The 12543-nt window shown below is 66.8% G+C and carries 14 protein-coding genes; 7 read left to right on the plus strand and 7 right to left on the minus strand.

Annotated elements, in window-relative coordinates; translation table 11 throughout:
* The first annotated feature begins 1 nt into the window (after nucleotide 1).
* From QRN11_RS04550 to QRN11_RS04560, 3 genes are all read left to right on the plus strand, one after another.
* Complete coding sequence (locus tag QRN11_RS04550; RefSeq protein ID WP_285250054.1) at nucleotides 2-691, plus strand: protein tyrosine phosphatase; 690 nt, start codon at nucleotides 2-4, stop codon at nucleotides 689-691.
* A 203-nt stretch (nucleotides 692-894) separates the two neighbouring features.
* Nucleotides 895-1473 carry an RNA polymerase sigma factor gene (locus QRN11_RS04555; RefSeq protein ID WP_285250055.1) on the plus strand — a complete coding sequence of 193 codons (579 nt, stop codon included), beginning with the start codon at nucleotides 895-897 and terminating at the stop codon, nucleotides 1471-1473.
* Nucleotides 1466-2203, plus strand: a complete 738-nt coding sequence (locus QRN11_RS04560) for a hypothetical protein (RefSeq protein WP_285250056.1) — start codon at nucleotides 1466-1468, stop codon at nucleotides 2201-2203. The genes QRN11_RS04555 and QRN11_RS04560 overlap by 8 nt, the downstream gene beginning before the upstream one ends.
* Before the next feature lie 42 nt (nucleotides 2204-2245).
* Here QRN11_RS04560 and QRN11_RS04565 read toward each other — a convergent pair whose 3' ends face one another.
* On the minus strand, nucleotides 2246-2803 hold the full coding sequence (locus QRN11_RS04565) for a COG4315 family predicted lipoprotein (RefSeq protein WP_142063530.1): 558 nt from the start codon (nucleotides 2801-2803) through the stop codon (nucleotides 2246-2248).
* A 163-nt stretch (nucleotides 2804-2966) separates the two neighbouring features.
* Between QRN11_RS04565 and QRN11_RS04570 the strand changes: the two genes are divergently transcribed.
* The gene (locus tag QRN11_RS04570; protein ID WP_091423337.1) at nucleotides 2967-3467 is read left to right on the plus strand and encodes a sigma-70 family RNA polymerase sigma factor; all 501 of its coding nucleotides are present in this window, start codon (nucleotides 2967-2969) and stop codon (nucleotides 3465-3467) included.
* Nucleotides 3464-4126 (plus strand): zf-HC2 domain-containing protein, encoded by a 663-nt coding sequence (locus QRN11_RS04575; protein WP_285250105.1) that lies wholly within the window; start codon nucleotides 3464-3466, stop codon nucleotides 4124-4126. Before QRN11_RS04570 ends, QRN11_RS04575 begins: the two co-directional genes overlap by 4 nt.
* Nucleotides 4127-4197: 71 nt before the next feature.
* Here the strand turns inward: QRN11_RS04575 and QRN11_RS04580 are convergent, their stop codons facing one another.
* From QRN11_RS04580 to QRN11_RS04595, 4 genes are all read right to left on the minus strand, one after another.
* Nucleotides 4198-4701, minus strand: coding sequence for an SRPBCC family protein (locus QRN11_RS04580; protein WP_285250057.1), 504 nt, complete (start codon nucleotides 4699-4701; stop codon nucleotides 4198-4200).
* A 67-nt stretch (nucleotides 4702-4768) separates the two neighbouring features.
* Complete coding sequence (locus QRN11_RS04585) at nucleotides 4769-5665, minus strand: DUF1206 domain-containing protein (RefSeq protein WP_350223967.1); 897 nt, start codon at nucleotides 5663-5665, stop codon at nucleotides 4769-4771.
* Nucleotides 5666-5863: 198 nt separating this feature from the next.
* Complete coding sequence (gene trmB / locus QRN11_RS04590; RefSeq protein WP_285250058.1) at nucleotides 5864-6787, minus strand: tRNA (guanosine(46)-N7)-methyltransferase TrmB; 924 nt, start codon at nucleotides 6785-6787, stop codon at nucleotides 5864-5866.
* Between the two features lie 33 nt (nucleotides 6788-6820).
* Nucleotides 6821-7246: a hypothetical protein gene (locus QRN11_RS04595; protein WP_285250059.1), complete on the minus strand. Its 426-nt coding sequence runs from the start codon at nucleotides 7244-7246 to the stop codon at nucleotides 6821-6823.
* Between the two features lie 121 nt (nucleotides 7247-7367).
* Between QRN11_RS04595 and QRN11_RS04600 the strand changes: the two genes are divergently transcribed.
* The gene (locus QRN11_RS04600; protein ID WP_502935010.1) at nucleotides 7368-8693 is read left to right on the plus strand and encodes a CynX/NimT family MFS transporter; all 1326 of its coding nucleotides are present in this window, start codon (nucleotides 7368-7370) and stop codon (nucleotides 8691-8693) included.
* A 65-nt stretch (nucleotides 8694-8758) separates the two neighbouring features.
* On the opposite strand, the gene QRN11_RS04605 is transcribed toward QRN11_RS04600, so the two are convergent.
* Both QRN11_RS04605 and QRN11_RS04610 read right to left on the minus strand, forming a co-directional pair.
* On the minus strand, nucleotides 8759-10048 hold the full coding sequence (locus QRN11_RS04605) for an MFS transporter (protein WP_285250060.1): 1290 nt from the start codon (nucleotides 10046-10048) through the stop codon (nucleotides 8759-8761).
* A 25-nt stretch (nucleotides 10049-10073) separates the two neighbouring features.
* A complete protein-coding gene (locus QRN11_RS04610) occupies nucleotides 10074-11324 on the minus strand; it encodes a M20 metallopeptidase family protein (RefSeq protein ID WP_285250061.1) in 1251 nt (416 codons plus the stop codon).
* A 133-nt stretch (nucleotides 11325-11457) separates the two neighbouring features.
* Between QRN11_RS04610 and QRN11_RS04615 the strand changes: the two genes are divergently transcribed.
* A complete protein-coding gene (locus tag QRN11_RS04615) occupies nucleotides 11458-12489 on the plus strand; it encodes an Lrp/AsnC family transcriptional regulator (protein ID WP_285250062.1) in 1032 nt (343 codons plus the stop codon).
* The last annotated feature ends 54 nt before the right edge of the window (nucleotides 12490-12543 follow it).

Genomic DNA, 12543 nt, shown 5'->3' on the forward strand with positions numbered 1-12543 from the left:
TATGTCGTTGTTCACCGTTCTCGCCACCAGCAAAGTCGCCGCCGGAGTACTGGCAGCCGGCACCATCGCCGTCGGCGGAACCGGGGCAGCTGCCGTTACCGGCGTCCTCCCCACCGAAGCTCAGCAGACCGCGCACGATGTCTTCGGCGCACCGGCCCCGAAGCTCGCAGCAGAAGCTGCCGGCGAAGGCCAGGGCACCGCAGATTCGGCCGCAAACGCAGCAGCCAACGCCGCCGCCGACGCAGACGCAGACGCCTCCGCAGACGCCACCGTTTCTGACGACAACGTCGCCGCACAGGCCTCCGTCTCCGCTGCGGCCAGCACTGCCGTTGACGCAGCCGGTGCCGCATCGCTCGCCCTGTGCACGGCCTTCACCAACGGCGGCCTGGACGCCTCCTCCGAGGGCTTCTCCTCACTCGCGGTTGCCGCGCACGGCGAAGCAAACATCGGCAGCTTCTGCTCCGACGTCGTGGCCCAGGCCGATGCCGCCGCTGAGGCCGGCGCTGAGGCAGCCGGCTCCGCCGCTGTAGACGTGGACCGTCCTGAGCTGCCTGCTGTTCCGGCAGTCCCGGCTGTGCCCGCCGTCCCGGCTGTCGACGGCGAGCGTGCAGTCCCCGCCGTACCGGCAGTTCCCGCCGTCCCCGCCGGCGCCCGCAACGTTGTGGACGCACCCTCCGTTTCGGTCCGCTAGGCACGCTTAGCTAGGGTGTACTGCGGGAAACGGCCCGGATTCCGTTTCCCGCAGTACGGCAGTGCCGATCTTTCCGATCACCGCCCGCACCACTGGAGTAGACCGGAATACCGTCCGTCAGAAGCGGCCAGGGGCCGTCGGGGCAGTGCGGGCGGGGCCCGCGAACCGCAGCGTAAACCGGGACGGGGATTGCCTGTCCCGGGATGGAGGAGCCGCTGGTGCTTGACACTTTGGCCCAAGAAGATATCGATATATTCGACGACGCCGCCGGCACCGATCCGGCAGCGCTCTTCGGCGTTGCCTACAGGTCCTTCGCCGGACCGGTACTGGGCTATCTCAAAGCACGTGGCGTGGACGATCCTGAAGCGGTCACCCAGGACGTATTCCTGGCTTTCTTCCCCAGGATCAACGGCCTCAGCGGGCGCCTTCAGGGCGCAAAGTCACTGATCTTCTCCATCGCCCATGCCCGGATGGTGGACCACTACCGCCGGCTCGAACGCAGGCCCCAGCTGACTCCCTACGACCCGCAGGAGGACAGCCGCAGCACACCCAGCGCGGAAGATCACGCTGTGGAACTGAACGGCGGGGCCGAAGCACTGCTGGCGGGGCTCAGTGACGAACACCAGGAAGTGCTGGCCCTGCGCGTGGTGGCCGACCTGTCCATCGAACAGGTGGCCGCAATCATGGGCAAAAGCGAGGGAGCCATCAAGCAGCTTCAACGCCGGGCCCTTTCCAATCTCAAGGCACAGACGCTCTCAAGAAACCAGGCAAACCATGAGTGACACCGCAGGATCCCGCGCCGCCGGGGCAGTGGACCAGCTGCTGCTGGAAGCAGACCTGGGCGGCGACAGCCAGCTCCGCCCCGTCCTCCTGGAGCTCCAGGCCCTGGGCGCGGCCGCGCCGGAACCCTCTGCCGAGCTGCTGGCACTGATGGCCGGAGCCCCTGTTGCGGAAACACCACCGGCCCCCGCCGTGGCGGCAGCACCGGGCGCCCCTGGTGACGAACTCGCAGCCCGCCGCAGGGCCAGGCGCCGCACAGTCCTCACCACCTTGTCCGTCGCGGTATCACTCGGTGCCGGCGGTGCGGTTGCCGCTGCATCACCCCAGGGCATCCGTGAGTCCTTCACCCAGCTCAACCACGCGGTCACGTCCTTCATCACCGGTTCAGTGGGAGTTCCTGCCGATGACCAGGCGGAGCAGCCCGCGGCACCTGTGCCCGCAGCCCCCGCAGTCACAGCCCCGGCCGCCACCCCGTCAGCGGACCCGGCGTCCATCCCTGCCGACCCAGCCGCAGCGCACCCTGCGGTTGAGCCGCCGTCGGACAGTCCTGCTGCGACCGCCCCCAGTGGCCAGCGAACTTCCCCGGGACAGCCCGGGGAAGTTCCCGCTTCAGAAACCCTGCCCGCGGCAGTCCCGGGTCAGATCGCCGATGGCCTGGGCAAGCAACCGGAGGTGCCGCTCCCCTCGCAGGTTCCCCTGCCGGGGACGCTGCCGGCCGTCCCGCTTCCCTGACGTCCGGGCGCCCACCGCGGGCCACAGGGCCAGGTGATCCGGTCAGTAGCCCGAGGCAGCCATCTTCTTGATCATTTCGCCGGACGGATCCGCAAGGTACCAGACATCGTTGACGCCTTGGCCCAGCACGTCGCCGGGTTTGGTGTCCTTCGCGAAGTAGTACAGCGGCAGGCCGTTCAGGGTTACCTGCTTCTTACCTTCCGGTGTGGGGATGGTGCCAACCGTCCCGGTGACCCCTTCGACCTTCGGCTTATCAGAGGTGGTGGTGAGCGGCGGCCACGCCGTCAGGCATCCGCCGGTGCAGGCGCTGGTGCCCGAATCCTTCACGTCCTTGGTGAAGAAATAGAGGCTCATGCCTTTGGAGTCCACCACGATAGTGCCCGCGCTGGAGGACGCCGTCTTGAGGTCAACGCCTGCACTCGCCGTTGATGTTGCGGACGGCGATACCGAGCCGGCGGGGGCGGTTGCCGAGGCGGCAGGTGCACCTCCCGTGACAGCCGGACTGCTGGCCGCAGGAGTGGTTCCGCCGCCGCCGCACCCGGTGAGGGCCGCCGACAGGGCGAGGATTGCAAGGCCTGCCCCCAACACACGCTGTTTCATGGTTGCTCCTTTGGTGGTGCCCGGCGCCGATCGCCGGACGCTAACCAGTACGACGCCGCAGGGTGAAGAATGGTTCAGTTGAACCAAATCCCGGCTGCCGGCGTCGTATCAGCCGGGAAGCGCGGAACAGCCGTGCCGGAGGCTGGGACAGGAGGTCCGCCGAATGCCGCTTGATGACGACGTGGTGGAGTCCATCTACCGCGAACACGGCCCGGCCCTCCGCCGCTTTGTGCTCAGCGCCTCCCGTGATCCACAGCTTGCCGAAGACGTGGTCCAGGAAACCGTGCTCCGGGTATGGCAACACGCACCCGAGGTGACCGGCAGCCTTCGCAGCTACCTGTTCCGTACCGCGAGGAATATCATGATCGACAATTACCGCCGTGCCCAACGCCGCCCCGCTGAGGCGCTGGACGACGGGCTCAGCGGTCACGCCGAAGCCGTGGAGCGAGTGGACGAACTGTTGAACCGGGTACTGATCGAGGAGGCGCTGCTCCGCCTCAGCACCGAGCACCGAGACGTCCTGGTGGCCTTGCACTACCGCCGCTTCACCGTGAACGAGGCGGCCCTGCAGCTGAACATCCCGAGCGGAACGGTGAAATCCCGCGCCTATTACGCTGTGCGGGCCCTGCGGACCATCCTCGATGAAATGGGGGTGGAGTGGTGAATGCTTCCGGGCTGCACCAACTGCTGGGCGCCTACCTGCTGGGCGGGTTGGATGCCGTTGACCTGAAGAGTTTCGAAGACCACCTTCACGAATGCCCGCAGTGCCGGGAGGAACTGGCCCGCCTGGAGACAGTGCCTATGCTGCTGGACGCCGTTCCGGTGCCGGACGCCGTGGCGCTCACCGCTGGTCCGTCAGCGGCGGTTGCCGCGCCCTCAACCGCGGCCCCGGTGGCCCTCCTCTCCGAACTGGCGCACCGCCGTCGTAAAGTACGACGGCGGTGGGCGGCGCTCGCGGGCGCTGTCGCCGCTGCCTGCCTCGCCGTGGGACTGGCCGTGGGTCCGCTCCTGGGCCGGGCACCGCAGCCGGACGCCAGCTACTCTGTCCAGTCGGGCGGCGGGCTGCAGTTCAGCATCGACCTTGCCCGCAAAACGTGGGGGACGGAGTTGGCCGTTAACGGCAGCAGCCTTCCCTCCGACGGCACATTGTCGCTCTGGGTCAGGGACCGGGCCGGCGGGGAGGACCGCGCGTGCGCCTGGACCGCCACCCCCAGCGGCCGGGTGAAGGTCACGGGGGCAACACCCATCCAGCTGGGCAGCATCTCCAGCGTGGAATTGCGGGACGGAACCCAGCAGACGGTTGCCGTGATCACCGTGCCCTGATTGCTGGTGTGATCGCTGCGGCCGATCCGTATGCGGCTATGCCTGCGCTGGGAACCAGCAATGCCGAGAAGCTACTCCTGCTTCCCGGCCGCATCGCCTGCTTCCAGCCTCCGGAACTCGGCCACCAGGGCCGGATTTTCGCAGGCGCGGGCGAATGCTTCAATCCGTTTCTCGATTTCCCGCCCCAGCAGCCAGGCGCCGATCCGTTCCATTCCGGGCCGCAGCAGTGCAGGGCGGCAGGAAAAGGTGTACTTCCAGACTGCCCGGGTGCCGCCGTCGTCCGCTGTGAACCTCCAGCCGCCGCCGAAGTTTTCAAAGAACCAAGGGCCGGACACCATGGTCATGCCCACGTTCCGGGGCGGCGCGTAGGAGACGTACTCGCTGACCATGGTGAGGCCAAGGCGCGAGCGGGTGCGGGTCCGCACGCCCTTGCCCGCAGTGGCGGCGCCGTCCAGGAAATGTTGTTCCGAAATGAAGGGATCCCAGCCCAGCCGGAAGCGGCCGGTGGTCTGGGAGAAGGCGAAAGCAACGTCCGGGTCGATGCGGATGAAGCGTTCGGCGCGTACCTGGGGCATGGTCCAACCCTATGCGTTCACGCTGGCAGCCCGTCCGTATTGGACACGCAGTCTGCAGGTGCCGCCGTTAGTGGACCATCTTTGCCAGACGCGCCCGGACAATGGAGTACACCCCGTAGCAGATCAGTCCCGCGCCCACGGCCGCCAGGACATACAGCCCGAAGGGCTGGTCGCGCAACGCCCTCAGGGCGCCATCCAATCCCGTGGACTCCTCGGGATGTGCCTCAATGGCGGCGATGGCAATAAGCAGCCCGGTCAGCAGCAGCACGGTGCCCTTGGCCACGTACCCGGTCACGCCCAGTCCGGTGACGGCCTTCCTGGCCGCAGGGGACGGCGGCATCACCAGTTGCTTCTCGAACGATTGTTTGACTCCGCGGATGCCGTAGGCCACCCCGGTCACGGCGATACCGGCGCCGAGCAGGACCAGCAGTGCCACCCCGCCCGGAGCCTTCATCAGTGAGGCGGTGAAGTCGACGGCTTTCTGCTGGTTGTCCCCACCTGAGCCCGTGCCGCGTGCGAAGGACATCAGCGTCAGGGCGAGACCCGCGTACACCAGGGCCTGCGCCGCCGCCTTGGCCTTCTTCCCCGCCTTTTCCTTGGTTGGCAGGTGGTTGTAGTCGAAAATGGCATCGCTGGCCTGCCACAGCGCCAAGGCGGCGCAGGCGGCAAAGCTGGCCCATAAGAGGAAGGGCCCGGCGGGCTGGGTGGCCAGTTCGGCCACGGCGCCGCTGAAATCGGCATTTCCCGTGCCGCCCATGGCCAGCCGGATGGCGATGGCCCCCACCAGCAGATGCAGGATGCCACTGGCCGCAAAGCCAGCCCTGGCCAGCAGCTCCAGCGTGCGGGAGTTGGTGACGTTCTCCGCCGCGTCCGCGGCCTGCTTCAGTTCTCTTTTGATGGCTGTTCCTTTGTACCGGCGCCAGGGCGCGATCGGTGCGTGCCCCGCACACCGCCATCGTGCCATGCGGAGGCGGTTGCGGCCCAGCAAGCGGAAAGAACTATGTGGAATAGCGTGTCAAAGCATGTGGTTTGGGGCGTTTGAAGGCGCGGCGCCGCGCTGCCCGGCAGGGGAACCGATGCCGGGTCCAATCCTGGTGGAGCGCGGCCTGGTGCACGCCGGGGCGGGGCTGGAGCCACCCCGCAAGGATTACGGTGTCGGGTGTTACCGTCGGCGGTAGCAGAGGTCGAAGATGAGCCGCCCGGCTTCATGGGCCTTGGCCTCGAAGCTGGTCCGGATCCGGCCCTCGAAACGCGGCGCCCAGCCGCCCGTCTCATCCACACCCTCGTTGGGCCCGGTGTGTTCGGTACTGACCGGTGCACGGCCTTCCCGGACCGGTGCTCCGCCCACCACTGATTCCACGCCCGACTGCCACACCTGGGTCAGCGGGCTTTCGGGTCCGCGCCGCTCGCCGGTGTGCAGGTTTTCGAAGTCCTTTGAGTCCGCCAGGACGTCGCGGACGTGGACGGCGTAGTTGGACCAGTCCGTGGCGATCCGCCAGAGTCCGCCTTTTTTGAGCGCCCGCGCGGCCAGGCCGGCGAACTCTGGCTGGATGAGGCGGCGTTTGTGGTGCCGCGACTTGTGCCAGGGGTCCGGGAAAAAGACCCAGAGTTCGCTGACTGAACCCTCCGGAAGCATGGTGGCCAGCACTTCCGGAGCATTGGCCTCGACAACCCGCACATTGCTCAAGCCCCGGCTGTTGATTTTGATCAGGGTGTTGGCGAGTCCCGGGGTGTAGACCTCCACTGCGAGGAAGTTGGTGTCAGGATTCTGCTCAGCGGCGTGGCAAATGGCATCGCCCAGGCCCGAACCGATCTCGACGATGAGGGGTGCCTTGCGGCCGAATTCCAGCTCGGCATCAAACGTGTAGTCCGGGTGGACCGAGGTGTTGGCTACATGGCGGGGGACGTTCACGGCCCACCGCTCGGCATGCAGTTCCCAGGCGGCCTGCCGGCGTCCCTGAAGGCGGGTTCCGCGGCGGACGAAACTGACGGGACGGCCACCGTACGTGCCATAGGACGCCTGCGTGCCGGGGGTCACCTGCCTCGGGACATGCTGCGGCTGGGGGGTTTCTGGGGATTCGCTCATCCCTTCCAGAATACCGGCGGCCGGCGCGCAGAATCATATGTTCCCCAGTAGGTCCAGTGCAGGCCCCAAAGCCAACGCAACGACCAGCCCCGAGATGCAAAGAGCAAATGCTGCCGACGACCGGGCGGGCGAAGCGTCCGGGGAATTCCTGATGACGGAAATTGCCAGCGCCAGGGACGGCAAAGCAAACAGGAGGGGCAAGCTGAAGAACACCAAAGGCGTCACCCAGGGCGTGGGTGAGGGGCCGCCATCGGACGGATAGGTCCCGAGCATGGCAAACGCCGCCAGTGGGGCAGTGACGAACATGCTGAGAATGGCAAGGCCTCCCAACACCACGCCCGCTGTTGCCTGACGCTCGTAATGGACACGCCGGGCATTCCAGGAGTCCACAGCGGCGGATGCTTCGGACTGTGCTGTGTCATCTTTAGGCTGGGTCTCTTCTGGTGGCGGAACACCCATGTCGCTCCTTGGTCGGCCGGATCGTGAGGGTTCCAACCTATGGAGGCGGTGAGCTTCGCAGCAGGTGCCAGCTGCCCTATGTGGATAACTTCGCCTCCCTGTGTCCTGCAAGAATGGGCGGGTGACGGAAGCGACGAATGCTGCGGCCAGGAAGCAGCGGCCCCGGGAGCGCGCGGTGAAGCCCCAGTTGGCAAAACAGCCGGACAACCTGGCCCGCAGGGACAATCTGGTGGACGCCGAGATCGATGAACTGCCGGCACCGGAACCAACCCGGGTGGGTGGCCGGCCTGCACTTGTTTACCTGGGCCTGTGCCTGGTCCTGATCGGGCTGAACCTGCGCACTGTCTTCTCCAGTTTCTCCGCGGTTCTGCCCGAAATCATGTCGCAAGCGGCCTTGCCCGGGTGGGCCGTTGTAGTCCTGACCACCGTCCCGGTGACACTGCTGGGCCTGTTTGCGCCGCTGGCCCCGGTCCTGGCACGACGCTTCGGTGCCGAGCGCGTCCTCCTCGGGGCCATGGCGATCCTGACCGCAGGGCTTCTGCTCCGCCCGGTGGGACCCTTGCACCTGCCCACCCTGCTGGCCGGAACCGCTGCCTGCGGCGCCGCCATCGCCCTGTGCAACGTGCTCCTGCCTGGACTCGTCAAACGCGACTTTCCCCATCGGCTTGGCCTGATGGGCGGGCTCTACACCACAGCCATCTGTGCCTCTGCCGCCCTCGGAGCCGGCTTCACCTACCCTGTCTACGCGGCGACGGGGGAGTGGACACAGGCGCTGTGGTTCTGGGCGCTGCCGGCCGCCGTCGTCCTTTTCCTGTTCCTTCCCATTGCTGCCAGGCAACGCGCCGTGCGGCACCAGCTGGTGAAGGACGGCGTCAACGTGTGGCGCTCGCCGGTGGCGTGGCAGGTCACCATCTTTATGGTGCTGCAGGCCATGATGTCCTTCAGCGTGTTCGCCTGGCTGGCGCCCATCCTGCGCGAGCGGGGCGTGGATGGGGCCACCGCTGGCCTGATCGTGTCGGTGAGCATCGTGCTGCAGATGCTCGGCTCGCTCTTTGCGCCGGCGCTTGCCGCGAGGTTCCGGGACCAGCGTGCCATCGCCACGGTGGTGGCGCTGATGACCGGCGGCGGCTTCGCGCTGAGCATCTTCGGTCCGCTTGACCTGGTCTGGATGTGGGCAGGGCTTTTGGGACTGGGCCAGGGCAGCCTCACTGCCGTGGCGCTGACCATGATCATGCTCCGCACCCGTGACGGCCACACTGCAGCGCACCTTTCGGGGATGATGCAGGGCGTGGGCTACGGCCTGGGGTCAACGGGAACCCTGATGGTGGGCCAGCTGCACCAGGCCACGGGATCGTTCACCCCCGCCGGCATCCTCTTCCTGGCGGTAGGGCTGCTCGCGGCCGTGTTCGGCTACCGGGCCGGACGGAACCGCTTCGTCGAAGATTGAAACCGGGTAGCAGTAAGTGTCGTTATGGGCGCCCATAACGACACTTGCTGCTACCTAGTTGGGAACTAGTGGGTGAGGTCCTTGCCCTTGGTCTCCGGAATGGTGAACACGAACGCTGCGCTGACCGCCAGCAGCAGCACGGCGTACACGTTGAACAGGTCCGGCATGTGCAAGGTGGTGCCCAGCCACTGCTGCAGGTACGGGGCGGTGCCGCCAAACAGTGCCACACAGATGGAGTAGGGGACACCCACCCCCACGGTGCGGATGCTGGTGGGGAAGAGTTCGGCATATACGGCCGGGACAATCGCGGCGCTTGCGGCGATGAAGATGAGCATCACCGACATGCTGACAGCCAGCTGCCAGGCGGAGTCCTTCAGCAGCCAGGTCATGGGGAAGTGCATCACAGCGGACCCGATGGCTCCGGACCACAGCACCTTCTTGCGGCCGATCCTGTCCGAGAGCTTGCCCCACACCGGCAGCGCTGCGATGAACACGATGTTCCCCACGACGCCGGCCCACAGGGCTTCGCCGCGGTCGATCTTCAGCGCGGTGGTGGCGTAGCTCGGGGCCACAACACCCCAGATGTAGTAGATCACCGTGAGCCCGACCGTCAGGCCGATGACCTGCAGGGCCTGCTTCCGGTGGCGGACAATCTGCGGCCAGATCGGGGCACGCTTTTCCCGGCCGGACTCGGACTCGAAAGCCTCGGTCTCATGCAGCCGGGACCGCATGATCAGGGCGTAGAGCCCCAGCGCCGCGCCGATCAGGAAAGGGATGCGCCAGCCCCAGGCGTTCATCGCCTCGGTGCTCAGCGCCATGTTCAGGACCGCGCCCAGCAGCGTGCCGAACAGGATCCCCACCGTCCCCGACGTGTAGATCAGGGTGGCCCAGAAGCCGCGCTTTTCCTTCGGCGCCATCTCGGACAGGTACGTCTGCGACGACGGCAGTTCGCCGCCGTGCGCCAGGCCCTGCACCAGCCGGGCCACCAGCAGCATCAGCGACGCCCAGGCGCCGATGCTGGCGAAGGTGGGCGCGATGCCGATCATCAGGCTGCCGAGCGATGCCAGCCCCACCGCGAGGGTCATGGACGTCTTGCGGCCTACACGGTCACCGATCCAGCCGAACAGGAAACCGCCGAAGGGCCGGGCCACGAAGCCGACGGCGAAAATCGCCAGGGTGGACAGGACGGCCGACGCCGGATCCGCTTTGCTGAACAACTGGCTGGCGATGAAGGGGGTGAAGGTTGCGTAAATCGCCCAGTCGTACCACTCCACGGCATTGCCGATACCGGTACCAACGATGGTTTTCCGCATAGCCGTACGCGCCGCGCGCTGCGGGTTGACGATAGTGGTCATTTCAGTTCTCTTCCTGGAAGGTGGATCAGGAGTTGGTGCGGGTGGACGAAAGGGCGGCCAGACGCTGCATGGCGAGTTCCGCATAGAGCGCAGCGCCGTCGGCCAGCACGCCGTCGTCGAACGTTGCGTACGGCGAGTGGTTGAAGGGGGAAGTGGCGTGGTCCGCGCCGCGGGGGACGGCACTGAGGCCGATGAAGGTGCCGGGTACTTCGGCCAGCACCCGGGAGAAGTCCTCCGAGCCGCTGAGGGGAGTGGCCCAGCGGGACAGCCGGGAATCGCCGAACATTTCGGTGATGACGTTCTCGGCAGTACGGGTCTCGTCCTCGTCGGTGATGGTGAGGGGATACTCCTGCTGGTAGTCGACGTCCACCTCGAGGCCATGGGCGGACGCGATGCCCTGCAGGAGCCGCGGAATCGAGTCCATCAGCTTCTCGCGGGAGGCCTCGGAGAACGTCCGGATGGTGGCTTCGATCCGCGCTGTTTCCGGGATGACGTTCCGCTTGGTGCCTGCGTGGAGGACGCCGACGGACAACACCACGGGATCGAACATGTTGAACTGGCGGGTGATCATCACCTGCAGAGCGGTGACCATCTCGGCCGCCGCGGTCACGGGATCCTTGGCCGCGTGCGGGGCGGAGCCGTGGCCACCGGCGCCGAGCACCGTGACCACCAGGCCGTCGGAAGCGCTGAGCATCACGCCCGGCTTGGTGGCGAAGGTGCCGTGCGGCTCGAGCGAGGAGAACACGTGCATGCCGTAGGCGGCGTCCACCCGGCGGCCGGGCGCCTCCAGGACGCCTTCGCGGATCATGTAGCTGGCGCCGTCGAAACCTTCCTCGCCGGGCTGGAACATCAGGACCACATCGCCGTCCAGGCGGTGCCGGTTTTCGGCCAGCAGCGTTGCGGCGCCGGTCAGCATGGCGGTGTGGAGGTCATGGCCGCAGGCGTGCATGGCGCCGTCCAGGCGGGAGGTGTAGTCCACGCCGGTCTTCTCCTGGACGGGCAGGCCGTCCATGTCGGCACGCAGGAGGACCGACGGCGGAGCCGCCTGTGCGCCGGCTGCTTCGGTTCCTGCTGTGTTGCCGGCGCCGCGCAATACTGCCGTGACCGACGTCGTCTCCTTGCCCAGGGTGATTTCGTAGGGCAGTCCGTCCAAGGCCTGGAGGACTTTTTCCTGTGTCCGGGGCAGGTCAAGGCCGATTTCCGGTTCCTGGTGCATGGCGTGGCGGAATCGGGTCAATTCCGGCTGGAGTTCCCTGGCCGCGGATGTGATGGTCATTGACTTCTCCTCCAAAGAATGGGCTGAGTCAAGTGTGGGGTGATGTGGTTCACATTGGTGGAAAGTCCTCGAAAAATGCACCTCTTCTCCTTCTCTTCCACGTTTTGTGCACAACTGCGGAAGAATAGGGACTATGGAACTGAGTGAGGAGGACCTGGCCCTGATCAATGCGCTGGAGATCGCACCGCGGATCAGCTGGGCGGACGCGGGCGAAATCCTCGGCGTTCACGCCACCACCCTGGCAGCCAGGTGGGAGCGAGTCCGCGGGGCAGGTGCCGCATGGGTGACAGCCCACCTCATGGGTGACCCCAAACAGATGTGCCTGGCGCTTGTAGACGTTGACTGCGACATGCACCGCCGTGCCGAGGTCACAGAGGCGCTGGCTGCCGTCCCGGAGATTGTCACCATCGAGGAGGCCGCCAGCAACCGCGACCTGATGCTGACAGTCCTCACCCAATCCCTGGAGGAGTTCACCACCACCGTGGCCTCCCGGCTGCAGGACATCGGCGGGCTGCTGAAGTACCAGACCGCGCTGTGCACCAGGCTGCACTCCGGCGGCTACGCCTGGCGCCTGAACGTGCTGGACCGCGCCCAGATCGCGGCGCTGCAGGCAAAGGCCGGCCCGGAGGCCGCAGGCTCGGCGCCTCCGGACGCCGTCGTCGAGCCCCTGCCCGAAAGCCACCTCGCACTGCTTCCGTTCCTTGCGAGGGACGGGCGGGCGACGGCGGCCGACATCGCCCGGGCGCTGGGCCGCCACCCCGCCACAGTCCAACGCCAGCTGAACCGGGTCCTCGCCAGCAGGCTCCTCTCGTTCCGCTGCGAAGTGGCGCAGAAGTTCTCCGGCTACCCTGTGACCTGCCAGTGGTTCGCGAACGTGCCGCCAGGCCAGCATGAAGCTGCCGCGGCCGAGCTCCGCGGCCTCCGCAACGTCCGGCTCAGCGCCTCCACCACCGGCCGCACCAACTTTGTGATCATCATGTGGCTGCAGTCGCTGGCCGATGTGATGAACGCCGAACTTGCGCTGCAGCAGCGGATCCCGGACATCGAACTGGTGGAGAGTGTGGTGATGCTCAGTACCGTCAAACGGGTGGGCTGGATGCTGAACCAGGACTCGACAGCCACGGGGCGGGTCATTGTCCCGGCGGCGGTAGCAAGCGCCGGGTAGGTCTTCCAGGCCCGGCGATAAGCTGGCACGAAAGACAAACAACCGATCGGCCCA

Source organism: Pseudarthrobacter sp. fls2-241-R2A-168 (assembly GCF_030209335.1).
Taxonomy (GTDB): domain Bacteria; phylum Actinomycetota; class Actinomycetes; order Actinomycetales; family Micrococcaceae; genus Arthrobacter.

What these genes read in the sequence shown, in the direction of transcription:
- QRN11_RS04570 (WP_091423337.1), top strand. Translation starts at nt 2,967, where the DNA reads ATGCCGCTTGATGACGACGTGGTGGAGTCCATCTACCGCGAACACGGC.
- QRN11_RS04595 (WP_285250059.1), bottom strand. Translation starts at nt 7,246, where the DNA reads ATGGGTGTTCCGCCACCAGAAGAGACCCAGCCTAAAGATGACACAGCA.
- QRN11_RS04585 (WP_350223967.1), bottom strand. Translation starts at nt 5,665, where the DNA reads ATGGCACGATGGCGGTGTGCGGGGCACGCACCGATCGCGCCCTGGCGC.
- QRN11_RS04555 (WP_285250055.1), top strand. Translation starts at nt 895, where the DNA reads ATGGAGGAGCCGCTGGTGCTTGACACTTTGGCCCAAGAAGATATCGAT.
- QRN11_RS04560 (WP_285250056.1), top strand. Translation starts at nt 1,466, where the DNA reads ATGAGTGACACCGCAGGATCCCGCGCCGCCGGGGCAGTGGACCAGCTG.
- QRN11_RS04615 (WP_285250062.1), top strand. Translation starts at nt 11,458, where the DNA reads ATGGAACTGAGTGAGGAGGACCTGGCCCTGATCAATGCGCTGGAGATC.
- QRN11_RS04550 (WP_285250054.1), top strand. Translation starts at nt 2, where the DNA reads ATGTCGTTGTTCACCGTTCTCGCCACCAGCAAAGTCGCCGCCGGAGTA.
- QRN11_RS04565 (WP_142063530.1), bottom strand. Translation starts at nt 2,803, where the DNA reads ATGAAACAGCGTGTGTTGGGGGCAGGCCTTGCAATCCTCGCCCTGTCG.
- QRN11_RS04580 (WP_285250057.1), bottom strand. Translation starts at nt 4,701, where the DNA reads ATGCCCCAGGTACGCGCCGAACGCTTCATCCGCATCGACCCGGACGTT.
- QRN11_RS04605 (WP_285250060.1), bottom strand. Translation starts at nt 10,048, where the DNA reads ATGACCACTATCGTCAACCCGCAGCGCGCGGCGCGTACGGCTATGCGG.
- QRN11_RS04610 (WP_285250061.1), bottom strand. Translation starts at nt 11,324, where the DNA reads ATGACCATCACATCCGCGGCCAGGGAACTCCAGCCGGAATTGACCCGA.
- trmB (WP_285250058.1), bottom strand. Translation starts at nt 6,787, where the DNA reads ATGAGCGAATCCCCAGAAACCCCCCAGCCGCAGCATGTCCCGAGGCAG.